The organism is Arthrobacter pityocampae (genome assembly GCF_002927275.1).
GTDB lineage: Bacteria > Actinomycetota > Actinomycetes > Actinomycetales > Micrococcaceae > Arthrobacter_D > Arthrobacter_D pityocampae.
This window is the reverse complement of sequence record NZ_PRKW01000004.1, coordinates 181986-204786: the sequence shown is the minus strand read 5'-3', so window position 1 is coordinate 204786 and position 22801 is coordinate 181986. Positions and strand designations below refer to the sequence as shown.

General features: G+C 71.4%; 21 protein-coding genes. 8 read left to right on the top strand and 13 right to left on the bottom strand.

From position 1 onward, the window contains the following. Positions 1-62: 62 nt before the first annotated feature. Positions 63-1955 (top strand): 2-succinyl-5-enolpyruvyl-6-hydroxy-3-cyclohexene-1-carboxylate synthase, encoded by a 1893-nt coding sequence (gene menD / locus C4K88_RS09960; RefSeq protein WP_277621644.1) that lies wholly within the window; start codon positions 63-65, stop codon positions 1953-1955. On the opposite strand, the gene C4K88_RS09955 is transcribed toward menD, so the two are convergent. From C4K88_RS09955 to C4K88_RS09940, 4 genes are all read right to left on the bottom strand, one after another. Further along, a complete protein-coding gene (locus tag C4K88_RS09955) occupies positions 1952-2719 on the bottom strand; it encodes an amino acid ABC transporter ATP-binding protein (protein ID WP_104121742.1) in 768 nt (255 codons plus the stop codon). The genes menD and C4K88_RS09955 overlap by 4 nt on opposite strands. A 5-nt stretch (positions 2720-2724) precedes the next feature. After that, a complete protein-coding gene (locus tag C4K88_RS09950) occupies positions 2725-3378 on the bottom strand; it encodes an amino acid ABC transporter permease (protein WP_438502343.1) in 654 nt (217 codons plus the stop codon). A 216-nt stretch (positions 3379-3594) separates the two neighbouring features. Continuing rightward, on the bottom strand, positions 3595-4383 hold the full coding sequence (locus C4K88_RS09945) for a basic amino acid ABC transporter substrate-binding protein (protein WP_104121477.1): 789 nt from the start codon (positions 4381-4383) through the stop codon (positions 3595-3597). Between the two features lie 125 nt (positions 4384-4508). Then, positions 4509-5852 (bottom strand): isochorismate synthase, encoded by a 1344-nt coding sequence (locus C4K88_RS09940; protein ID WP_104121476.1) that lies wholly within the window; start codon positions 5850-5852, stop codon positions 4509-4511. A gap of 113 nt (positions 5853-5965) precedes the next feature. On the opposite strand from C4K88_RS09940, the gene C4K88_RS09935 reads away from it, so the two are divergent. Genes C4K88_RS09935 through C4K88_RS09925 form a run of 3 tightly spaced genes read left to right on the top strand, consistent with a single transcriptional unit; the run spans position 5966 to position 9145 of the window. Continuing rightward, positions 5966-6730, top strand: coding sequence for a demethylmenaquinone methyltransferase (locus tag C4K88_RS09935; protein ID WP_104121475.1), 765 nt, complete (start codon positions 5966-5968; stop codon positions 6728-6730). Beyond that, positions 6731-8047, top strand: coding sequence for a geranylgeranyl reductase family protein (locus C4K88_RS09930; protein WP_104121474.1), 1317 nt, complete (start codon positions 6731-6733; stop codon positions 8045-8047). It begins immediately after the preceding gene. A gap of 9 nt (positions 8048-8056) precedes the next feature. Then, positions 8057-9145 carry a polyprenyl synthetase family protein gene (locus tag C4K88_RS09925; RefSeq protein WP_104121473.1) on the top strand — a complete coding sequence of 363 codons (1089 nt, stop codon included), beginning with the start codon at positions 8057-8059 and terminating at the stop codon, positions 9143-9145. Between the two features lie 260 nt (positions 9146-9405). Here C4K88_RS09925 and C4K88_RS09920 read toward each other — a convergent pair whose 3' ends face one another. From C4K88_RS09920 to C4K88_RS09910, 3 genes are read right to left on the bottom strand one after another with little or no spacing between them, the layout of a single operon-like run. Next, entirely contained in the window at positions 9406-9879 is a 474-nt protein-coding gene (locus C4K88_RS09920) for an HIT family protein (RefSeq protein ID WP_104121472.1), read from the bottom strand. Continuing rightward, entirely contained in the window at positions 9879-10304 is a 426-nt protein-coding gene (locus tag C4K88_RS09915) for a hypothetical protein (protein ID WP_104121471.1), read from the bottom strand. Before C4K88_RS09915 ends, C4K88_RS09920 begins: the two co-directional genes overlap by 1 nt. Before the next feature lie 36 nt (positions 10305-10340). After that, a complete protein-coding gene (locus C4K88_RS09910) occupies positions 10341-10997 on the bottom strand; it encodes a trimeric intracellular cation channel family protein (protein WP_104121470.1) in 657 nt (218 codons plus the stop codon). Positions 10998-11104: 107 nt separating this feature from the next. Between C4K88_RS09910 and C4K88_RS09905 the strand changes: the two genes are divergently transcribed. Continuing rightward, on the top strand, positions 11105-12073 hold the full coding sequence (locus C4K88_RS09905; RefSeq protein WP_104121469.1) for an alpha/beta hydrolase: 969 nt from the start codon (positions 11105-11107) through the stop codon (positions 12071-12073). A gap of 47 nt (positions 12074-12120) precedes the next feature. Here the strand turns inward: C4K88_RS09905 and C4K88_RS09900 are convergent, their stop codons facing one another. The 3 genes from C4K88_RS09900 to C4K88_RS09890 all read right to left on the bottom strand — a co-directional run bounded on the left by C4K88_RS09900 (position 12121) and on the right by C4K88_RS09890 (position 14092). Then, on the bottom strand, positions 12121-12582 hold the full coding sequence (locus C4K88_RS09900) for an ATP-binding protein (RefSeq protein WP_104121468.1): 462 nt from the start codon (positions 12580-12582) through the stop codon (positions 12121-12123). Next, positions 12575-12907 (bottom strand): STAS domain-containing protein, encoded by a 333-nt coding sequence (locus C4K88_RS09895; RefSeq protein ID WP_104121467.1) that lies wholly within the window; start codon positions 12905-12907, stop codon positions 12575-12577. Before C4K88_RS09895 ends, C4K88_RS09900 begins: the two co-directional genes overlap by 8 nt. Positions 12908-12991: 84 nt before the next feature. Further along, on the bottom strand, positions 12992-14092 hold the full coding sequence (locus C4K88_RS09890) for a PP2C family protein-serine/threonine phosphatase (protein WP_104121466.1): 1101 nt from the start codon (positions 14090-14092) through the stop codon (positions 12992-12994). Between the two features lie 221 nt (positions 14093-14313). On the opposite strand from C4K88_RS09890, the gene C4K88_RS09885 reads away from it, so the two are divergent. Then, positions 14314-15999 carry a sensor histidine kinase gene (locus tag C4K88_RS09885; RefSeq protein ID WP_104121465.1) on the top strand — a complete coding sequence of 562 codons (1686 nt, stop codon included), beginning with the start codon at positions 14314-14316 and terminating at the stop codon, positions 15997-15999. Between the two features lie 17 nt (positions 16000-16016). Here C4K88_RS09885 and C4K88_RS09880 read toward each other — a convergent pair whose 3' ends face one another. After that, positions 16017-17282, bottom strand: coding sequence for a sensor histidine kinase (locus C4K88_RS09880; protein ID WP_241521822.1), 1266 nt, complete (start codon positions 17280-17282; stop codon positions 16017-16019). Positions 17283-17368: 86 nt separating this feature from the next. Next, positions 17369-18955, bottom strand: coding sequence for a PucR family transcriptional regulator (locus C4K88_RS09875; RefSeq protein ID WP_104121464.1), 1587 nt, complete (start codon positions 18953-18955; stop codon positions 17369-17371). Between the two features lie 167 nt (positions 18956-19122). On the opposite strand from C4K88_RS09875, the gene C4K88_RS09870 reads away from it, so the two are divergent. Both C4K88_RS09870 and gabT read left to right on the top strand, forming a co-directional pair. Beyond that, a complete protein-coding gene (locus C4K88_RS09870) occupies positions 19123-20553 on the top strand; it encodes a gamma-aminobutyraldehyde dehydrogenase (protein WP_104121463.1) in 1431 nt (476 codons plus the stop codon). A 27-nt stretch (positions 20554-20580) separates the two neighbouring features. Continuing rightward, the gene (gene gabT, locus C4K88_RS09865) at positions 20581-21966 is read left to right on the top strand and encodes a 4-aminobutyrate--2-oxoglutarate transaminase (protein ID WP_104121462.1); all 1386 of its coding nucleotides are present in this window, start codon (positions 20581-20583) and stop codon (positions 21964-21966) included. 97 nt (positions 21967-22063) lie between these two features. Here the strand turns inward: gabT and C4K88_RS09860 are convergent, their stop codons facing one another. Next, positions 22064-22732 (bottom strand): TetR/AcrR family transcriptional regulator, encoded by a 669-nt coding sequence (locus C4K88_RS09860; protein WP_104121461.1) that lies wholly within the window; start codon positions 22730-22732, stop codon positions 22064-22066. Positions 22733-22801: the final 69 nt, after the last annotated feature.

Below are 22801 nucleotides of genomic sequence, written 5' to 3'. Positions count from 1 at the left end.
CGTCGTCGGGCGGACGCACCCCTGCGTGGGGCGCGTCCGCGTGCGGGTGGAAGGATGGAACCGTGACCGACGCAGCCCTTCCCCAGCCCTCCTCCCTCGACTCCGCGGCCTCGGCCGCCCGGGTTGTCCGGGCCCTCGTGGCCGGCGGCGTGCACGACGTCGTCGTCGCCCCCGGCTCGCGCAGCGCCCCCCTCGCCTACGCCCTGTCCGACGCGGAGGACGCCGGCCTCGTCCGGCTGCACGTGCGGATCGACGAGCGGTCCGGCGCCTTCACCGCCCTTGGTCTGGCGCTCGGCGGCCAGCGTCCGGCGGCGGTGGTGACGACGTCGGGCACGGCCGTGGGCGAACTCCTGCCGGCGGTCATGGAGGCGAACCACGCCGCGGTGCCCCTGGTGGTGATCTCCGCCGACCGGCCCGGCGAACTGCGCGGCACCGGGGCCAACCAGACCACGGTGCAGCCGGGGCTGTTCGGCGTGCACGTGCGCACGGGTATCGACGTCGGTGCGGGCGAGGACCCGATCCGAGCGATCCAGGACGCCCTGCGCGCGGCCCTCGGTCACGCCATCGACGGCGTCCCGACCGCTCCGCGGGGCCCGGTCCATCTCAATCTCGCCTTCCGCGATCCGCTCGTGCCCGCAGGCTTCGGGGACGCCTGGGACACGGGGGTCACCGGGAACACCGGGGTCACTGGGAACACGGGCGAGGACCGGCCGGCGACCCTGCCGGGGGCCGATCCGGCAGCGTCCGCCGGTGCGGACGACGGCGGCGGCACGGCGCTCATGCCGGTCGGTGGCGCGGCGGGCGGCTCGGTCGGTGCGGACGGCGGCGGCGCCGCGGCGGTCGGGTCGGTCGGCGGCGCGGAAGCACCCGTGTCCGCGGACGACGGCGGCACCGCGGCGGCCGGGCCGGGCCGCACAGGCACCGGCAGGACCGTCGTCGTCGCGGGCCACGGGGCGGGGGAGCTCGCCGCGGTGTTCGCCGCGCACCTGGACCTCCCGCTCTTCGCGGAACCGTCCTCCAATGCGCGGTTCGGTGGCAGCGCCGTCGCACCGTACCGGCTGCTCCTGGAACACCTCGGCGCCCCGATCACGCGGGTGGTGACGTTCGGCCGGCCCACGCTGTCCCGTCCCGTCACCGCGCTGCTGGCCCGGCCCGACGTCGAGCACGCGCTGTACCTCCCGGCGCCCGTCGCCTGGTTCGAGGAGGGACGCCGTCCTGAACGCATCGTCGACACCCTGCCGGAGCTGGTCGCCTTCGCCGGACGCGGCGAGGAGGGCTGGCTGCGCTCGTGGCGGGAGGCGGGCGCTGCGGCGGACGCCGCCCTCCAGACGCTGCTGGCCGACGAGCAGCGCATCACCGGGCTCCACGTGGCCGACGCCGTCTGGGAGCACACGGACGGCAACCTGGTGCTCGGCTCGTCCAACCCCATCCGGGACGTTGACCTCGTCGCCGCCACGGACCAGCATCCGCTGGAGGTCTTCGCGAACCGCGGGCTCGCCGGGATCGACGGCACCATCTCGACGGCCACCGGGGTGGCCCTCTCGGCGGGCATCCCCACGCGCGCGCTCCTGGGGGATCTCACGTTCCTCCACGACGTCGGGGGACTGCTGATCGGCAGCGGCGAACCGCAGCCCGACCTGCAGATCGTGGTCCTCAACGACGGCGGGGGCGGGATCTTCGGTCTGCTCGAGCACGGCGCCGAGAGCACGACGGCGCGCTACGGCCCCGCCGTCGAGCGCCTGTTCGGGACGCCGCACACCGTGGACCTCGCCGCGCTCGCGGCCGCCTACGGGCTGCGCCACGAGCGGGCGACGACGCTGGAGGAGCTGGATACGGCGATGGAGCGGCCCATCAGGGGCCGCTCCATCCTCGAGGTCCGGGCGGAGCGTTCGACGCTCCGGGACCTCCACGCGCGTGTCCGCCGGGCGGTGGCGTCGGCCGCTCGTCCGGCCTAGAGCACCTTCGAGAGGAAGAGCTTCGTCCGCTCGTTCTGCGGGTTCCCGAGGACGTCCTCGGGCTTGCCCTGCTCCACCACGACGCCGCCGTCCATGAAGACCACGCGGTCGCCGACCTCGCGGGCGAAGCCCATCTCGTGCGTGACCACCATCATGGTCATGCCCTCCCGGGCCAGCTGCTTCATGACCTCGAGCACGTCACCGACGAGCTCCGGGTCCAGGGCGCTGGTGGGCTCGTCGAACAGCATCATGTCCGGGTCCATCGACAGGGCGCGGGCGATGGCCACGCGCTGCTGCTGGCCGCCCGAGAGCTGCGCGGGGAAGGCATCGGCCTTCTCCGCGAGGCCCACCTTGGCGAGGTTCCGGCGCGCGACCTCGACCGCCTCGGCCTTCTTGCGCTTCTTGGCGCGCTGCTGGGCGAGGGTCAGGTTCTTCAGGACGCTCAGGTGCGGGAAGAGGTTGAACTGCTGGAACACCATGCCGATGCGCGTGCGCACGCCGTCGAGGTCCGTCTCGCTGTCGGTGATGTCGACGCCCTCCACCATGACCGTACCGCTGGTGGGCTCCTCGAGCCGGTTGACGCAGCGCAGCAGCGTGGACTTGCCGGAGCCGGAGGGCCCGATCACGCACACCACCTCGCCGTGGTCCACATGGAAGTCGATGCCCTTGAGCACCTCGTTGGTGCCGAAGCTCTTGCACAGTGCGCGGACCTCGATTGCGGGGACCGCCGCCGAACGCGTCGGAACCGATGCTGGGTGTGCCACCGGGATCACCGGCCTCTCTTGTTGTGTCGTTCGAGCTTCGCCACGAGCTGGGTGAGCGGCAGCGTGATGATCAGGTACAGCAGCGCGGCGACCACGAGAGGTGTCGCGTTGGCCGTGCTGGTGAGGGCGTCCCGCGAGAACGTGGTCAGTTCGCGGTCGCCGATGGCCATGCCAGCGATGAACAGCAGCGAGGTGTCCTTGATGAGGATGACGAGCTCGTTCGTCAGCGGGGGCGTGATGATGCGGAAGGCCTGGGGGAGGGTCACGGTGACCATGGTCCACGGCCCGTTCATGCCGAGGGAGCGCGCCGCCTCGACCTGCCCCTTGGGCACGGCTTCGATGCCGGCCCGGATGGTCTCCGCGATGTAGGCGGACGAGACGATGATGAGGGCGATCAGCCCCGCACCGGCGTTCCCGCCGGGTGCCCGCCACTGGAAGGCGATCGGGATGGCGTAGGCGAACCCGAAGATGACCAGCAGCGCCGGGAGGCCGCGGAACAGCTCGATCCAGGCGGTCGCGAACCAGCGGTACGGGAGTACCGGGGAGAGTTTCATGAGCGCCAGCAGGAGGCCGAGCAGCAGGCCGCCGACGAAGGCGATGGCCGTGTAGATGACGGTGTTCTTCGCCGCGATCGTGACGATCTCGGGGAAGACCCCCACGGCGACGTCGAGGTTGAAGAAGTACGCCCGGATGGTCGCCCAGTCGGCGGAGAGGAGCACGAAGGCGACGGCGGCGGCGAAGACCGCGTAGAGGACGCCTTGGGTGAGGCGTCTGCGGGTTGAACGTTTCACGCGGGGGACTACCTTCCTTCGGGGGGTGGCACCCGTGCGGCCCCGGAGTCGACGGACGTCCGGGGCCGCACGGGCAGGGCGGGGCTACTCCGCGAAGTAGGAGTCGTAGATTTCCTGGTACTTGCCGTTGTCGCGCAGCGTCTTCAGCTGTTCGTTGACGGCGGCGACGAGTTCCTCGCTGCCGGTCTTGGCCATGATGAAGCCGTACTGCTCGTCGGTCGGCAGTTCCTCGGCGATCGTGAAGGCGCCGTCCTCGGTGTGGCCGATGTTCACCGGGAGGTCCTGCAGCAGGGCGTCGACGTTCCCGGCCTGGATGGCGGCGTACATCTCGGCGTCGGAGGGGAACTGGACCAGTTCCGCCTCGGGGGCCTTCTCGGCGGCGTAGGTCGCGCCGGTGGTGCCCTGCTGGACGCCCACCTTCTTGCCCGCGAGGTCGTCGATCGAGGTGATGTCCGAGCCCTTCGGCACGAGGATGGACTGCAGGGAGTCGTAGTACGGGTCCGAGAACGCGAGGTTCGCCTTGCGCTCCTCGGTGATCGTGACGGCGCTGGCACCGATATCGCACTGGCGGGCACCGAGCACGGCGCCGCTCTGCAGGCCGTCGAAGCCGACGTCCTGGACGGAGAGCTCGAGATCCATCCCGGCGGCGATCTCCTTCATGAGGTCCATGTCGAAGCCGGTGTACTCGCCGTTCTCCTCGTACTCGAAGGGCGGGTAGGGGATGTCGGAGCACACGGTGAGCGCACCCTCGGAGACGAGGTTCAGGCCGCTCGCCGTGTCGGAGCCGGTGTCACCGGAGTCTCCGCCGCACGCGCTCAACGCGAGTGCGCCGGCGGCCATGGCGGCCAGCAGTGCTGATTTCTTGGAAAGCATGGGGTACCTCACTTGGGCGGACGGGGTGGAACGGGGACGGTCCTGCTGATTCTAGCGGCAGGGGAGAGGTGCATCACAGGCGACAGACATTGCCTACCGGTCACCCCGACGGGTGCCGGGACGGATCACCGGGACAGGCCGAGGGCCTCGATCATCGGCCGGAACTTGCTCCACGTCTCGGCGAGCTCCGCCGCGGGCTGCGACCCCTCGACGATCCCGCACCCCGCGTAGAGCCGCACGCGCGTGGGCGTCTCGACGACGGCGCCGCGCAGGGCGATACCCCACTCGCCGTTGCCCCCGGCATCGATCCAGCCCACCGGCCCTGCGTAGGGCCCGCGCTGCAGGTGCTCGAGTTCGCGGATGAGCGCCCCGGCCACCGTGGTCGGGGTCCCGCAGACCGCGGCGGTCGGGTGGAGCGCCTGGACGAGGGCCAGCGACGTCGGCACCCGGCCGTCGTCGTCCGCGGCGAGCTGCGCCGTGACGTCCGAGGCGAGGTGCCACACGTTGGGCAGCTGCAGCACGAACGGCTCGCTGTGGGAGGTCATGGAGCTCGTGAACGGCTGGAGGGTCTCGGTGAGGGAGTCGATCGCGATCTGGTGCTCGTGGAGCTGTTTCTCGGACCCCGCGAGGACCCGGGTGGCGTAGTCCGGGTCGTCGGCCGGGGCGTTGGCGCGGTCCAGGGTCCCGGCGAGCACCCGGGCACGGGCCGTGTTGTTCTCCACCTTGATGAGCATCTCCGGCGTCGACCCGATCAGGCCGTCCACGGCGTACGTCCAGCAGTCCTCGTAGCGCACCGCGAGATCGCGCAGCACCTGCGCCGTCGCCACGGGCGTCTCGAGGTGCGCGACGATGTCCCGTGCCAGCACGAGCTTGCTCAGCTCGCCGGCCTGGACGTGCTTCACGCCCTCGGCGACCGCGCGTTGGTACTGGTCCTCGCTGAGGACGCCAGGGCCGAGGCGGTCGCCGGGGCCGGGGGACCGTCCGGCATCGGGTTCGGAGAGATAGGCCGCGAGCGCCGCCTCCGCCGCTTCCGCGCTCAACTCGGCCTCGGCGTCGGCGGTGATGAGGGTCAGCCAGGCGCGGCCATCACCGCCGCAGCCCACCACCACCCGGGGGACGATGAGGCGGGACTCGTGCGGCGAGGTCTTGGAGAAGGCGAACGAGCCGAAGGCGATGAGGCCGGTGCCGGGGATGCCGAGATCGTCCAGCACCTCCGCGCCGGCGAGTTCGCGGCGCCACCACTCCTGGGCCTGCGTGAAGCGGTCGGGGCCGGTGACGGTGAACCGTGCGGTCTCGCCGTACGCCACGAGTCCGCCGCCGCGGCGGATCCACGTATGGGCGTCGTTGCGGACCACGTAGTCGAGCAGACCCGTCCGCGGGTCCATGTCCGCCCGTGTCACGGTGATGCTGCGGAGCCCGCGGGACTGTCCGGGCGCAGGGGGCAGCGCGGTGAGGGACGGAGTGCTCATGATGCCTCAAGCGTACTCCGCGGCGTCCCGGCGCATCCGTGCGGGACCGTGAGGTTGGGCACGTCGCGCGGACGCCGGTCGGGTCCTCGAGGTTTCTTTGAGACAATGAGCGAGTGAATCGCGCATCGCTGGAGAAGCGGCCTGACGAAGTAGCAGCCATGTTCGACGACGTGGCCCCCAAGTACGACGTCGTCAACGACGTCCTGTCCATGGGGCAGACCCGCCGGTGGCGCCGCATCGTGGTGGACGCCGTCGGCGCGGAGCCGGGACAGCGCGTCCTGGACCTCGCGGCCGGCACGGGCACGTCGAGCGAACCGTACGCGGACGCGGGCATCGACGTCGTCGCCTGCGATTTCTCCCTCGGCATGCTGAAGGTGGGCAAGCGACGCCGCCCGGACATCGACTTCGTGGCGGGGGACGCCACCGACCTCCCCTTCGCGGACAACTCCTTCGACGCGTGCACCATCTCCTTCGGGCTGCGCAACGTGAACGAGCCGCAGAAGGCGCTCGCCGAGATGCTGCGCGTCACCCGTCCGGGCGGGCGCCTCGTCATCGCGGAGTTCTCCCAGCCCACCGTCGCGCTCTGGCGCACCACCTACACCGAGTACCTGATGCGAGCGCTCCCGGCGATCGCGCGCAAGGTCAGCTCCAACCCGGACGCCTACGTGTACCTCGCGGAGTCCATCCGGGCGTGGCCGAACCAGGACGAGCTCGCCGCGTGGATCCGCGACAGCGGCTGGGGCGACGTCGCGTACCGGAACCTCAACGGCGGCATCGTCGCCGTGCATCGTGCCACGAAGGCGCCCGTGGCGCCCGGCGAGGAGCCGCTCCTGCCGGGCCAGGTGCGGCTGCGCCGGCTGACGACGGCGGTCGACTAGATGGCGGTCATCATCGTCGGGGCCGGTCCCGCCGGTTCCACCGCCGCCTACTACCTCGCGCGCGCCGGGATCGAGGTGACCGTCCTCGAGAAGACGCACTTCCCCCGGGAGAAGGTCTGTGGCGACGGCCTGACGCCCCGCGCCACGCGGGAACTGCAGCTGCTCGGCCTGCCGCACGACGAGAGCGAGGGGTGGCGGCGCAACCGCGGCCTCCGCCTGATCGCCGGCAAGCGCACCGTCGAGGTGCCCTGGCCCGAGCTCAGTGACTTCCCCGACTACGGCCTGGTCCGCACGCGCCTCGGCTTCGACGAGGCCCTGGCCCGGCACGCCCGGTCCGCCGGCGCCACGATCCTCGAGGGCCACTCCGTGTCCTCCGCCGTCCGCGACGACGCGGGGCGCGTCACCGGCGTCACGGTGAACCTGCTCGACGCCGACGGCCGCAAGACGGGCGAGACCCGCACCTTCACGACCGACGTCGTCCTCGCCGCCGACGGCAACTCGACCCGGACCGCCGTCAGCCTCGGCATGCAGAAGCGCGACGACCGCCCGCTCGGCGTCGCCGTCCGCACCTACTTCACGAGCCCCCGCACGAACGACGACTGGATGGAGGGCTGGCTCGAACTGCCGGACTCCACCGGCAAGCCCCTGCCCGGCTACGGCTGGGTCTTCGGCGTCGGCGACGGCACCTCCAACGTGGGCCTCGGCATCCTCAACTCCTCCGCCGAGTTCGGGAGGCTCGACTACAAGCAGGTGCTGCGCGACTGGACGGCGGGCATGCCCGCCGAGTGGGGCTTCACGCCGTCGAACATGGTCGGGGAGATCCGCGGGGCGGCACTGCCCATGGGCTTCAACCGGACCCCGCACTACAGCCCGGGGCTCCTGCTCCTCGGCGACGCCGGCGGCATGGTGTCCCCGTTCAACGGTGAGGGCATCTCCTACGCGATGGAGTCCGCCCGCTACGCCGCGGAGTTCATCGAACGGGCGCAGGGAGTGGCCTCGCCGCTCGGCCGTGACCAGGTGATGTCCGGCTACGCGCCCTACGTCCGCGAGCAGTGGGGCAGCCACTTCACGCTCGGCCGGGTCTTCGCGCAGCTGATCGGCAAGCCGGCCATCCTGTCCCTGGCCCTGCGCACGGGCATGCCCGTCCCCATCCTCATGCGGTTCGTGGTGCGCATGCTCGCGAACCTGACGGACGCCGGTGGCCGGGGCTTCGAGGACCGCGTCATCCACCTGCTCGAGTCCCTGGTGCCGCCCACCTCCAACCAGCCGTCCCTGGCCGGTCACCTGCGTGCGCAAAGCGCCGCCCCACTTCGTTAGTCTTAGACCGTGACACAATCCTTCGACTCCGGGTGGGCCAGCGCGGGCCTCGACAGCGCGCTGGACACGGCGGACACCCCGGGCGACGCCCTGCGCCTGCCACCCGGGTTCGCCCTCATCGCCGAGGACCCGGAGCTCGGCCCGTCCGTCTCGTCCTGCCTGGCCGAGGTGGAGAAGCAGCTGCGCAACGCGATCGCCAGCTCGGATCCGCTGGCCGACGCCACGAGCCGGCACCTCGTGGAGGCCGGCGGCAAGCGCATCCGACCGCTCCTGACGATCCTCGCCTCGCACCTCGGCAACCCGACGCGGGCCAAGGTGGTGCAGGCCGCCGTCGTCGTCGAGCTGACGCACCTGGCCACGCTCTACCACGACGACGTCATGGACTCCGCCCCCTACCGCCGCGGTGCCCCGACCGCGCACGAGGTGTGGGGCAACTCCGTCGCCATCCTGACCGGGGACCTCATCTTCGCCCGCGCGTCGATCCTCGTCTCCGAGCTGGGCGGCGAGGCCCTCGGCATCCAGGCCCGGACCTTCGAACGTCTCTGCCTCGGCCAGCTCCACGAGACCGTGGGTCCCCGTGACGGGCAGGACGCCCTCGAGCACTACCTCTCGGTGATCGCAGACAAGACCGGCTCGCTCGTGGCCGCCTCCGGGCAGCTCGGCGCCCTCTTCGCGGACACCCCGCGGGAGGTCATCGACGTCATGGTCGCCTACGGCGAGAAGGTCGGCGTGGCCTTCCAGCTGGCCGACGACGTCATCGACGTGACCGGCCTCAAGGTGAAGTCGGGCAAGGCACCCGGCACCGACCTCCGCGAGGGCGTCCCCACCCTGCCGGTCATCCTGCTGCGCCGTGCGGCGGCGGCGGGTGACCGCTCGGCGGCCGACGTCGTCGCGCTCTTGGACGGCGACCTGTCCTCCGACGAGGCACTCGCCGCCGCCGTCGCCGCCGTGCGCGAGCACCCGCAGACCCGGGAGGCCTGGGCCGTGGCCCAGCAGTGGGCGGACGAGGCCGTGGCGGCGCTCGCGCCCCTGCCGGACGGCGTCGTCAAGCAGGCGCTCGCGAGCTTCGCGCAGGCCGTCGTCAGCCGGGACGTCTAGCCCCGCCCGGGTGCCGTGCCCGGTGGTGCGGCTTCGTGCACGGCCTTCAGCGGCGGAGCGTCGATTCTGCGGCGTGTCCTCGCGCGACACTCCCTTCGGCGGCTGGAACCGGTGCACGACCCCGCACCGTCCCGGGCACGGCGGCTGGAGCCCGTGCACGACCCAGCACCGTCCCGGGCATGGCTGCTGGAACCCGTGCACGACCCCGCACTGTCCCGGACATGGCGGCTGGAGCCCGCACGACGGGAACGACGGCGGAGTTAGCGGGGAAGGAATGCCCTCAGCTCGTCGGCCTTCCGCGCCCTGATCTCCGGGTCCACGATCGGCCGCTTCGGCGTGAAGTAGAAGCCGTCGTCGTGCCAGCGCGGCAGGACGTGCTGGTGGTAGTGCCACACGTGCTGGCTGCCGGCGGGCTCGTTGTGCTGCCGGGTGGAGATGCCGTCGGGCTCCCAGGCCAGCTTGATGGCGATCGCGATGTCACGCGTCAGCGTCATGATGCGGGCCGCGGCGTCGTCGGGCAGCTCGTACAGCAGTTCCACGTGGTCCCGCGGGGTGATCAGGACATGGCCGGGGTTCGGGTCGAAGCCGTGCGAGGCGATGAACGCGAGCGCGAGGTCGTCGGCGTAGATGACGTCGCCCGGGCGGCACAGGTTCTTCGGGTTACCGAAGTCGGAGCGCGCGAGGTCGCAGAACGGACACCGGTACCCCTCCGGGGCGTGGTGGGCGAACTGCATCAGCTCTCGTCGTCCTCCTCGAAGACCCACGCGAACAGGTCGAGCACGTATTCGCTGAACGTGCCCTCCTCGCTCTGCCATTCGCCGCGGACGTTGTTGCGCCGCCATACGATCGGGTCGGGGACGTCCAACTGGTCCGCCCGCATACCCCAGGTGTACTGCTCGTCCTCGTCCTCGAGGAACAGCAGGAAGCCGTCCTCGATCTCCAGCTCGTCGGGGTCCCAGAAGAAGTGGAACGCCTCCATGATGTCCTCGGTGGCGCCGACGGCCCGGTAGAAGTCCCGCAGGGCCAGGGGCAGGTCGAAGTCCTTGCCCTGGAGCATGTCGGCCAGCTCGTCGTCGGACAGGCCGTCCTCCTCCACCCACTCGTCCTCGAAGTACGAGGGCACCAGGGCGCGGAATTTGTCGGAAAACAGCTCAGTCACAAGTACTCCAGGAGTGGGGGTGGGGATACCCCCATCCTAGCGGCCGCCTCCGACGCCGGGGCTCCGTGCGTCCGGGGTCCGTACGGCGAGCGGCGCGTGCCACCCGTAGCGCCAGGCGAGGACCCGCAGGGAGAACACGAGGGACGCGGCGACGGTCCCCGTGACGAGGGTGAAGGTCCCGGTCAGGTAGAGCACGGTGACGACGACGGAGCCCAGCATGGCGGGCAGCGCGTAGATGTCGCGGGGGTCGAAGAGCTGCGGGACCTCGTTCGCGACGACGTCGCGCAGGAGGCCGCCGCCGACGGCCGTGGTGACGCCCAGGAGGGCGGCGGAGACCGGGTGCAGTCCGGCGTCGAGCGCCTTGAGGGTGCCGGTGATGCAGAACAGGGCCAGGCCGCCGGCGTCGAAGACGACGAGGACGCGCATGCCGCGTTCCACGCGGGAGAACACGAAGTACACCAGCACGGTCGCGAGCAGCGGAGGCACCAGGTAGACGGGATTCGTGAAGGCGGCGGGCGGGACGTTGAGGATGAGGTCCCGGGCCACCCCGCCGCCGAGGGACGCGAGGGACGCCAGCAGCAGCGACCCCACGAGGTCGAAGCCCTTGCGGGCCGCCAGCAGGGAACCGGAGACGGCGAAGAAGAACACGCCGAGGAGATCGGCGCCGAGCGCGACGTGCAGAACGGTGTCCATCTGATCCTTCGGCGTTCCGGCGGGGGCCCTCGGGATCCGGTGCGACGGCGGAAGGGCCCATCCATCATGACAGACGGGGCCCCTGCGCCCGGCACTAGGCTGGGCGCATGACGAGCACGGACGCGGATGGTACGGACACGACGGAGCCGAGTGCGAAGCACGGTTCGCTCGCGATGCGCCTGGCGGCACGGCTGATCGGCTTCCTGCCGACGAAGCGGAACCTGGACGGCACCGACTGGGTGAACGCGACGTACCCGGGCCGCAGCTATCCGGCGACGGCCGCCATCCCCTGGACGCTGAAGCGGACCCACACCGTCCAGGAGAAGCGGATCGACGGCCTCAGGACCCTGACGATCCGCCCGCTGCGGGGCGCGACGCGCTCGCACATCGTCTACACGCACGGCGGGATCTACATCAACGAACTGGCCCGGCCGCACTGGTGGATCATTGCCGAGCTGACGAAGCGGACCGGGGCCGCCGTCACCGTGCCCCTGTACCGGCTGGCGCCGGAGAGCAGCTACCGGGAGGCCTTCCCGTACCTGGTGTCCGTGTACCGCGACGTCCTCAGGACGGCGCAGCCCGAGGACGTCACGCTGATGGGGGACTCGGCGGGCGGCGCGCTCGCCGTCGCGCAGACGTGGGCGTTCCGGGAGGCAGGGCTTCCTTCCCCCGGGCGCGTCGTCGCCTTCTCGCCCTGGCTCGACGTCACGGCGACCAATCCCGCCATCCCCGCCTACGAGGCCGTCGACCCGATGCTGTCGGTGGGCGGCGGGGTGCAGGCGGGGCTGTGGTGGGCGGACGGCGACGACCCCCGGACGCCGCTGGTCAGTCCGGCCTGCGCGCCGGAGGACCTGCTGGCGGTCCTGCCGCGCACCCGCATCTACCAGGGCACGCGCGACGTCTGCATGGCGGACGCCGTGGTCTTCCGGGACCGTGCGGTCGCGGCCGGTGCCGCCGTGGACCTGGAGGTCTACCCGGGCGGCTTCCACGTGTTCCCGGCGTTTCCCCGCCTCCCGGAGTCACGGGCGGTCTTCGCGGATATCACCGCGTTCCTGGGCCGGCCGGCCCTCCCCTGACGGGCACCGGCCTGGGCCGGTCCAGGCCCGTCACAGGGCCGGCGGGGTCAGTTCCGGCCGGAGTCCCGGGAGAGGACCCAGATGTTGGTGTCGCCCTCGCGCTCGACCGTGACGGTGGTGACGAGCGCGCGGATCATCGAGAGCCCGCGCCCGGACTCGTCGTAGTCCTCCAACAGCGCGTCGTCGTCGAGGGCGGCAGGGCCAGTGGGACCGGTGAGATCGGGCACCGGATCCATCGGCGCGGCGCCGATCTCGCTGATGACGGCGCGCAGCCGCGCGACGGCGACGGTGAGCTCGACGCCGAGGAGGAGCGTGGCGCCCTCCGCGGGGATACCGTGCTGGACGACGTTGCTCGCGGCCTCGATCACCGCCGTGGTGAAGGCCATGCGGTCGGGCTCCGGCACGAAGGCGGCATCCAGCCACAACTGTTCGAGGAGGAGGTGCAGGTCCTCGATGGCCTGCTCCGCGGCGGGCTCCTCGAGGGTGCGCCGTGCCAGGATGTCAGTCATTGCGGAAGGCGTCGTCCGCCGACGCGTGGGGCGTGAGCACGCGGTGCATGCTGGTGAGCTCGAGCACCATGGTGACCTGCGGCTGCACCGCGGCGATCCGCAGGTCGCCGCCGGACTGCCGGGCCAGCTTCAGGCAGCCGATCAGCGCGCCGAGGCCCGAGGAGTCCATGAAGCTGGTGTCCGCCAGGTTCACGACGATCCGCTTCCCGCCGCCGCTCACCACCTCGTCGACGACCTTGCGCAGCGACGGCGCCGCGACCATGTTGAGTCGCCCGTTCGCCGCGACCTCGGTGTAGTGCCCTTTGTCCTGGACCGTGAATTCCATCGTTCCTCTTCCGTCGTCCTGTCCTGAAACCCTGTGTCCTGCAGTGGTGCCCCGGACCTGCCGCAGGGGTCGGCCCGGCCGGTGTCAGCCGCGCGCGTGGCGCAGGATGACCACCGTGACGTCGTCGGCGACCTCAGGCACGTCCGCCAGGTCCAGCAGCACCGCGCAGGCCTCCTCGGCGCTCGCCGCCGTGGAGACCACGTCCGCGACCGCCTCCGTGAACCGGTCGACCGTCTCGTAGATGTCGAGCAGGCCGTCGCTCACGATCGCGAGCGAGTCACCGGGCGCGAGGCGCAGGGAGGCCGCACGCCAGGTCTGGTCCGGCCAGGCGCCGACGGGCGGGCCCGCGGAGGGCAGGCGGGCCACGCTGCCGTCCGCCGCGACGTGCAGCGCGAGGCCGTGTCCGGCGTCGACGTATCCGACGACGCCGCTGGCGCCATCGAGGCGGCCGTGGAACAGCGTGACGAAGGAGCTGGTGTGGTCGAGGTCCGCCTCCGTGGACCGCGCCGCCGTCGCGAACGCCGTCTCCAGGCCCGGCTGGGACGCCACGGAGCGCATGGTCGCGCGGACGGTCGCCGCGACCAGCGCGGCACCCATGCCCTTGCCCATGGCGTCGGCGACGGTGAAGTGCAGGCCGTCCGGTGTGGGATACCAGTCGTAGAAGTCGCCGCCCACGCTCCTCGACGGCCGGAAGCGCCCGGCCAGGTCGAACCCGTCGAGGGTGAGCTTCTGGCGGGGCAGCAGGTTCTGCTGCACCTCCGCGGCGCGCTGCCGCTCGTCCGCGTTCGCGACGTCGACGGCGGCCCGGTGGCTCTGGCGCCGGAACAGGGAGTTGATGCGCGCCACGAGTTCCCGGGGACTGAAGGGCTTGCTGATGTACTCGTCCGCGCCCGTCTCGAGGCCCGTGAGGCGCTCGATCTCGTCGGTGCGGGCCGTGATCATGAGGATGTAGGCGTCGGAGAAGGTGCGGACCTCCCGGCAGATCTCCACGCCGTCACCGTCGGGGAGGTTGAGGTCCAGGGTGATGAGATCGGCGCCCGCGCGTGCCTTCTGGAGCCCTTCGCGTGCGGTCGAGGCCTCGGTCACCTCGAAGCCCTCGCGCTTCAGGATCTGGACGAGCAGACCGCGGATGTCGCCGTCGTCCTCGACGACGAGGGCACGGCGGATCTCCGGGGCGACAGTCATGTTGCTCATTAAACGCTACGGATCACGGCGTTCAGGACGCCACACCCCGCGCCGCCCCGATCGCTGGGTTGTTGCGGCGAACTTGAGGCGATCTTGAGGGCACCATCGACTTTCGGTACCAGGAATCGCGGGGCGGCCGCGTTAGTGTGTGGCTGGCGGGCCGAGTATCGCCCCGTTCCGACGAACGAATCCGACGAACACATAGGGGGCGCGGCGAGCTGATGGACAGAGTGCTCTCCTATCTCACCCTCGACACACGGCAGTTCCACGAGCTCACGCTGCGCTCGCGGGTGACCCTCAGCCAGCTGCCCCTGTCGCTCACCGTCCTGCTGATCGTCGCCTTCGGTCTGGCGTTCCACCAGGAGCTCTTCGCCAGCCCGTCCTTCCTGATCGGCCTGTGGCTGCAGGCCGTGCTGCTGGCCCTGTGCGTGCTCGTCCCCTGGGACCGGCTCCCGCACGCGAGCTTCCTCGTGATCCCGCTGCTGGACTTCGTGCCGATCGGGTTCATGCGCTACGGGGCAAGCACGATCATCACCGGCGTCGGACTCCTCACGGTGTTCCCCGTCATCTGGCTCGCCGCTTCCGGCCTGTACCCGCGGGCCCTGCTGGCCGCGAGTTTCCTCGCTTCGCTGGCCGTCGTGTGGGTGCCGGTCTTCGTCACGGATGTCGCGGTGACCTCGCAGTCGCTGACGCAGTCCTTCCTCCTGCCCTTCATCATGCTCGCAATCGGGGTGACCATCCGCGTGATGACGGCGAGCATGATGGCCCAGCAGGCCGTCGTCGAGGAGAAGGACCGCGCCCTGCGGGGACTGCTCGAGGAGAGCGCACGCCGCGAACGGCTGCTGGACACCGTGGTCAACAGCGTGGACATCGGGGTGACCGCCGTCGACGAGGCCGGGCGGACGGTCCTCGCGAATCGTAAGCTCGAGCACTTCCGTGCGCTCGCCGGCGGGGCAGGGGATGCCGACGAGGCTACCCTCCGCATCTTCCAGCAGGACGGCGAGACGGACCTGCCGGCGGTCCGGCGGCCCACGCGGCGGGCGGCGGAGGGCCAGGTGTTCTCCGACTACCTGCTGTGGTGGGGCGAACGGCCCGGCCAGCGGGTGCTCTCGGCGTCGTCCCGGCTGATGACCAACCAGGCGGGGGACCGGGAGGGTTCCGTGGTGACGTTCAACGACGTCACGGAGCTCGTCACCGCCCTGAACGCGAGGGACGAGTTCGTGGCGACCGTCTCGCACGAGCTGAGGACCCCGCTGACCGCGATCCGCGGCTACCTCGAACTGCTGCTGGGGACACCGGATCTCGACCCGGAGGTGGCCTCCGGCCTCGAGGTGGTGTCCCGGAACTCCGAACGGCTGCACAAGCTCGTGGTGGACCTCCTGTCCGCCGCGGAGGGGTCTCCCGAGATCCAGCCGGTGCCCACGGACTTCTCCGACCTCGTCGGCCGGCGCGTGGCCACGGCCGAGGAGGGCAATACGAACCCGCTGGTGGCGTTCGAGGACCTCACCGATCCGGGGCTCGTCGCCCTGTGTGATGCCTCGAGGATCACCCAGGTGGTGGACAACCTGCTCTCGAACGCGATCAAGTACTCGCCGGCCGGAGGGCGGGTGACCGTCCGCGCCCGCGAGGTCGGGGGCCAGGTGGAGTGCACCGTCAGCGATGAGGGCAGCGGCATGACCGCCGAGGAGCAGAGGGGTGTGTTCTCCAAGTTCTTCCGCACCGCGGGTGCCCGCAACGCGGCGATCCCCGGGGTGGGCCTCGGGCTCGCGCTCTCCAAGGCGATCGTGGAACGTCACGGTGGCACCATCACCTGCCGCAGCGTCCTCGGCGAGGGCTCCACCTTCGCGTTCCGCCTGCCGCTCGCCCACGCGGAGCATGGCCAGGAACTGCAGGAGCAGCGACTCTAGCCGGGCCGGGACGCCGGTCAGGCCGGGCCGAGGTCCACGGTGGCCGTGATCCCGCCGCCGGGCGTCTCCGTGAGGCTGATCGACCCTCCGTGCGCTGCCGCGATCCGCGCGCACGTCGCCAGGCCGATCCCGCTCCCGGCCGGATCGCCGTCCCGGTGCAGCCGTACCAGGGGCTCCAGGACCCGCTGCCGGTCCGCCGGGTCGATGCCTTTGCCGTGGTCGATGACGTGCAGCAGTTGCGTCGGACCGGCGCTCGCGATCACCTCGATGCGCGGCGGGCAGCCGGGCGTCGCGTACTTGATGCCGTTCGCCACGAGGTTCTGCAGCAGCGCGGTGACCTGCGCCTCGTCGACGCTCAGCTCGGCGTCCTGCACCGTCACCACGGCATCGCAGGCGCTGCTGAGCGGCAGGACGTCCTGCAGGACGGCGCTCATCAGAGTGTTCAGGCGGACCGTCCGGCGGCTGATCCTCCCGCCGATGCGGGAGAACTCCAGGACCTCCTCCACGGTGGAGAGCATGCGGTTGGCACTGCCCCTGATGATGCCGAAGTAGCGGGCCGCCGGTCCGCCGGCGACGTCGTCGTCCTGCTCGCTCAGCTCGGCGTAGCCGAGGATCGCGGTCAGCGGGTTCCGGAGATCATGGCTCACGCGGGCCGCGAACCCGGCCAGGTCCTCGTTGCTGCGCCGCACCACCTCGAGGGCCTCGACGAGCTGACGCGTCTTGAACTGCAGCTCGAGGACCTCCACGACCTGCCGTGCCAGGATCTCGAGCCCCTCCCGCTGCTCGGCGTCGATCGTCCGCACCGTGGGCGAGAACACGCAGAGCGTGCCGAGGGCTGCACCGTGCCCCGTGACGAGCGGGACGGACGCATAGGAGCGCACGTGAGCGAGGCCGCCGTTGACGAAGGGGTTGTCCGCGAACCGCCGGTCGAGGGAGGCGTCCGCGAGGGCGGTGATCGCCCCGCTCGTGAAGACCTTGGAACACATCGAGTCGTTGCGCGAGCAGACGGCGGCGTCCACGCCGACGGCCGCGATCTGGTGCTGCTGGTCCGCCGTGATGATGTTGATGGCGCCGGCCTCCATGCCACTCACCCGCACGGCGAGCTTCACGAGGTTGAGCAGTTCCGGCGGCGTCTCGTAGTCGGGCCGACCGCCCGAGGGGCCGGCGGTGTCGCCGTAGGGAAGCCGGTAGTCCTGCAGGGCCGCCAGGCGGGCGATCTCCTGGAGATCGGACTGGTCGGTGGAAGACCTCTCGGTGGACGACCCGGTGGAAAGCAGCGACACGAAGACCCCCGAAGAACTGTGAGACCGGTACAGGTGCGTCCACTATCCCACGCAGGACGTCCGTGCCGACGCAGGTGCGGGCCGCGTCAGCCGAGGGCCCGGACGCGCAGGGCCAGATACAGGTGCACGCGGTCCGCGGTGACCGCCGGATCGTAGCCCGTGAGCGTGACGACCTGCTGGAGCCGGTAGCGGATGGTGTTGCGGTGCAGGTCCAGGGCCGCGGCCACGGCGGCCACCGAGCCGTCGAGGTCGAGGTAGCGCTGCAGTGTGGTCAGCAGCCCCGCACCGTGCGAGTCGTCGAAGGCCTCGAGCGGCCGGAGGGTCTCCGCGGCGAGGTCGGCGAGCGGGACGTCAGCGCTGGCCATGAGCAGGGACGTCAGGCTCAGGCGGTCGGCGACGTTGAGGGGCTGCCCCCGCTGCAGCGCCTCGCGGGCCTCGAAGTAGCTCCACCGCAGGCCGTTCGGCTGGGCGTAGGTGCCGCCGACGCCGATGCGCGCGGTCAGCCCGGCCCCGTGCAGGTACCGGCTCAACCCGGCGGGATCGGGCGTGGCGCCGGCGGGAAGGACGAGCACGAGCCGGTCGTCGACGAGCCCGGTGGCGCCGTCGTCCCAGCCGTCGGGCAGGGGGAGCGTCCGCAGGGCGCGTCGCTGGCCGGAGGCGACGTCGACGATCAGCACGCTGTGCCGGAGCGTCGTGTCGATGCCCGAGCTGGCGAGCCGGACCGCCGCCTCGGCGCCGGAAAGCGTGCCGCGCACCACGTCCTCGAGCAGCTGGCCCGCCGCGGTGCGGGCGCCGGTCCGGTTCCTGGCCCGGTTGGTGAGCTCGACCGAGATCAGGCTCTGCGCGTAGTCGACGACGGCGGACCGGCCGTAGGGCTCGGCGATGGCGAGGGTGCAGCGGTCCTTGAGGCCGGTGGCGACGGGCAGCCGGTGCCACGACACCGGTCCGGCGTCACCCGTCGGCGTGTCAACCGTCGGCGCGTCACCCGTCGGCGCGGACGCGGGCAACGCGGAGGTGGGCAGGGCGCCACCTGCCGGGGCGTCACCCGTCGGCGCGGACGCGGGCAACGTGGAGGCAGGCAGGGAAGAGGCCGTCGGGGCTGTCCTCGGGGCCGGGGCGGGAGGGCCCGGCCGGGACGCCCGGGCGATGCACGCGCCGTACTGGAACAGGGCGACGTCGCTCCCGAGCATGCGGGCGAGCTCGCCGAGGAGCGCGGACAGACCGCCTGCGCCCAGCAGCGCCGAGGCCAGGACGGCATGGCCCTCGAGGAGGTCCTCGAGGCCGGCGTAGTGATCGGCGGACAGGGCGTCGGCGACCGTCTTCCCGATGGCGATGAAGGGCACCTCGTACGGCACCCGGAAGGCGGGCAGGCCGACGGCGTCCGCCTCCGCGAGCAGGGCCGCGGGGATCCGCCGGTGCGTGAGCCCGACGCCGAACCCGATGGCCAGGGCCCCGGCGTCGTGCGCCCGCCGGACGAACGCCCGCTGGGCGGCGCCCGTCTTCAGGCGCACGCCGGTGGTGAGGACCACCTCGGCGCCGTTGAGAAACGGTCGCGGATCCTCGAGCTCGGTCACGGCGACCCACTGGATGGGCTGGGCCGGCGGTTCCGACCGGCCTTCCCCGACCAGGCCGAGGGCGGGATCGGACAGCAGGTCCGCGAGCGTGATGGCCATGGACCCAGCTTAGGCGGCACTGTGCCCTTGCACGTACGCAAGGGGTTGGTGCTGTGCAGATAACTCTGGCATGGCATGCGGCGTGCCGGTACGGTCGGGACGACACCCCGTGGCCGGAGGTACCCCGAACGCGCCGCGGACTCCATCCTCGTGAAAGGCGCTGCAGCGTGGCTGAGACCCTTCAGAACTACATCGACGGAGCGTTCGTGACGCCCGCCGGGACCGAGCTCCTGGACATCGTCAACCCGACCAACGGCGAGGTGGTCGCGCAGTCGCCCGTCTCCACGGCGGCCGACGTCGACGACGCCATGCGCGCCGCGGCGCGTGCCTTCACCACCTGGAAGCGGACCACGCCGAGCCAGCGTCAGCTCATGCTGCTGAAGCTCGCGGACGCCGTCGAGGCCGCCAGCGACGAACTCGTCGAGGCCCAGCACCGCAACACGGGTCAGGTGCGCGCGATGATCGCCGCCGAGGAGGTCGCCGTCGGCGCCGACCAGCTGCGGTTCTTCGCCGGTGCCGCACGGCTCATGGAGGGCAAGTCCGCGGGCGAGTACATGGAGGGCCACACCTCCTACGTGCGCCGCGAGCCCATCGGCGTCGTCGCCCAGGTGGCACCGTGGAACTATCCGCTCCTCATGGCCATCTGGAAGATCGGCCCCGCCCTCGCCGCAGGCAACACGGTGGTCCTCAAGCCGAGCGACACCACACCGGAGTCCACCCTCGTCCTCGCGCGCCTCACGCAGGGTATCCTGCCCGACGGCGTCCTGAACGTCGTACTCGGCACGGGGGAGACCGGCGCCGCCATGACGGAGCACCCCGTGCCCGGGCTCGTGTCCATCACCGGGTCCGTGCGGGCAGGGATCGCCGTGGCGACCAGCGCCGCGAAGGGCCTCAAGCGGGCCCACCTCGAACTGGGCGGCAAGGCCCCCGCCGTCGTCTTCGCCGACGCCGACCTCGTCAGGAGCGCGCAGGCCATCGCCGAGTTCGCGTTCTTCAACGCCGGCCAGGACTGCACGGCCATCACCCGCGTGCTCGTGCAGGAGCAGGCGCACGACGAGTTCGTCGCCGCGATGGTCGCCCACACGGCCACCCTGAGGACCGGCAGCGCGGAGGATTCCGAGAACTACTTCGGGCCGCTGAACAACATCAACCACTTCAACGCCGTGAACGCCGTCATCGACGCCCTGCCCGCCCACTGCAGCATCGCGACGGGCGGTCGGCGCGCCGGGGAGAAGGGCTACTTCTTCGAGCCGACGATCGTCACCGGCGCCCGGCAGGACGACGCCGTGGTGCAGCAGGAGACGTTCGGGCCGGTCGTGACGGTCCAGACGTTCACCACCGAGGAGGAGGCGATCGAGCTCGCCAACGGTGTGGACTACGCCCTGGCCTCGAGCGTCTGGACCTCGAACCACGGCACCGCGCTGCGTGTGTCCCGCGACCTCGACTTCGGGGCGGTCTGGATCAACACGCACATCATGCTGACCGCCGAGATGCCGCACGGCGGCTTCAAGCACTCCGGCTACGGCAAGGACCTCTCCATGTACGGCGTGGAGGACTACACCCGCATCAAGCACGTCATGAGCGTGCTGGACGCCTGAGCGTCCCCTTCTGGATAGGAATCATCAATGACCACCATCGCAACCACCCCCGGCGCCGTCGCGCCCGGTTTCAGGCTCGAGCAGAAGCGCCGCATCACCGGCGCCTTCCCCGGCCCGAAGTCCACGGAGCTGGCCGCGCGCCGCGCCGCCGTCGTCGCCAAGGGCGTCGCCTCGGGCGTGCCCGTCTATGCGGCGGACGCCGACGGCGGCATCGTCCAGGACGTCGACGGCAACTCCTTCATCGACCTCGGCGCCGGCATCGCCGTGACGAGTGTCGGCGCCTCCGATCCCGCCGTGGTCGCCGCCGTCAGGGAGCAGGTGGAGCACTTCACGCACACCTGCTTCATGGTCACGCCCTACGAGGGCTACATCGCCGTCGCGGAGCAACTCGCCGAACTGACGCCGGGAGACTTCGAGAAGCGCACGGTCCTGTTCAACTCGGGTGCCGAGGCGGTCGAGAACGCCGTCAAGGTGGCACGGCTGGCCACGGGGCGGGACGCCGTCGTCGCGTTCGACCACGCCTACCACGGCCGCACGAACCTCACCATGGCGCTGACCGCCAAGTCGATGCCGTACAAGGCGAACTTCGGGCCCTTCGCACCCGAGATCTACCGCGTCCCGATGAGCTACCCGTTCCGCGAGGAGAACCCGTCCATCACGGGTCCCGAGGCGGCGCAGCGTGCCATCACCATGATCGAGAAGCAGATCGGTGCCTCCTCCGTCGCCGCGATCATCATCGAGCCCGTCCAGGGTGAGGGCGGGTTCATCGTGCCCGCCGACGGCTTCCTCCCCGCGCTCGCGGAGTGGGCCAAGGCCAACGGCGTCGTGTTCATCGCCGACGAGGTGCAGTCAGGGTTCTGCCGCACGGGCGAATGGTTCGCCGTGACCCACGAGGGCGTCGTCCCCGACATCATCACCATGGCCAAGGGCATCGCCGGCGGCATGCCGCTCTCGGCCATCACCGGGCGCGCGGACCTGCTCGACGCGGTGCACGCCGGTGGGCTGGGCGGCACCTACGGTGGCAACCCGGTGGCCTGCGCGGCGGCGCTGGCCGCGATCGGCACCATGAAGGACCAGGACCTCGCCGGCCGCGCCCGCAGCATCGAGGCCCGCGTCTCCGAGCGCATCGCCGCTCTGCAGGCCGAGCTCGGCGACCGCAGCATCGTGGGCGAACTCCGCGGCCGCGGCGCCATGCTCGCCATCGAGTTCGTGGAGCCGGGCGGCAGGACCCCCAACGCCGAGGCCACGAAGGCGATCGCCGCCCGGTGCCTGAGCGAGGGCGTCATCATCCTCACCTGCGGCACCTACGGCAATGTGGTCCGCCTGCTGCCGCCGCTCGTGATCACCGACGAACTGCTCGACGACGGCCTGGACGTCCTCGAGGCAGCGATCCGCGCGGTCAGCGCCGGCTGATCCCCGACCCGTCCACGGAGGCCCTGCAGCTGATGCTGCGGGGCCTTCGTGCGTTCCGAGTCGTCGCTCGGTGCGCGGCCGGCGGCGGGATCCGACGTCAGGAGTGGGCGGCCAGCTGCTGGCGGAGGCCCGCGATCATGCCGTCGAGCCCGGCCCGGAAGGCGGCATCCGCCGCCCGTTCGGCACCCGCCGCATCCGAGGCGCTACGGACGGCGGACGTGAAGACCGGGAAATCGTCCGCGAGCGCCCCGGAGTCGAAGATGTCGCCGGGGGCGGCGACATCGAGCGCGGAGCCGTAGATGAAGGATTCGAGCGCCACGATCGAGGGCACGATCCGCTCCTCCGGCCAGCCCGCCGCAGCGAAACCGCGCGCCACCTCCTCGTACATGTGCAGCGTCTCCGCGGCGTCGGTCACCGGGAGGACGGCGATCACCGGGATCAGCGGGGCATGCCGGGCGAAGACCTCGCGGTAGGACCATGCCCACTGCCGTACGGCCTCGTCCCAGGGCTCCACGGCGAACGCGCTGAAGTCCACCATGGTCATCACGTGGTCCTGGACCCAGCGGAGCACTTCCTGCTTCGACGCCGCGTGGTTGTACAGCGCGGAGGGTGCCACCCGGAGCCGGCGGGCGACGGCGGACATCGTCAGCCCCTCGTAGCCCTCCGCGGCGATGAGGGCGAGGGCGGCCGCCGTGATGCGCTCCTTCGACAGGACACTGCGCGGGGGGCGCCCGGCGCGCCGGGGGGTCGGATGTGCTGTGGTCATCGAGCGTGTTCTCCCTGTTGCGATGGCGTTAACTCTACGGTCGGCCCTTCCCTGTCCGAAGCCCGATGG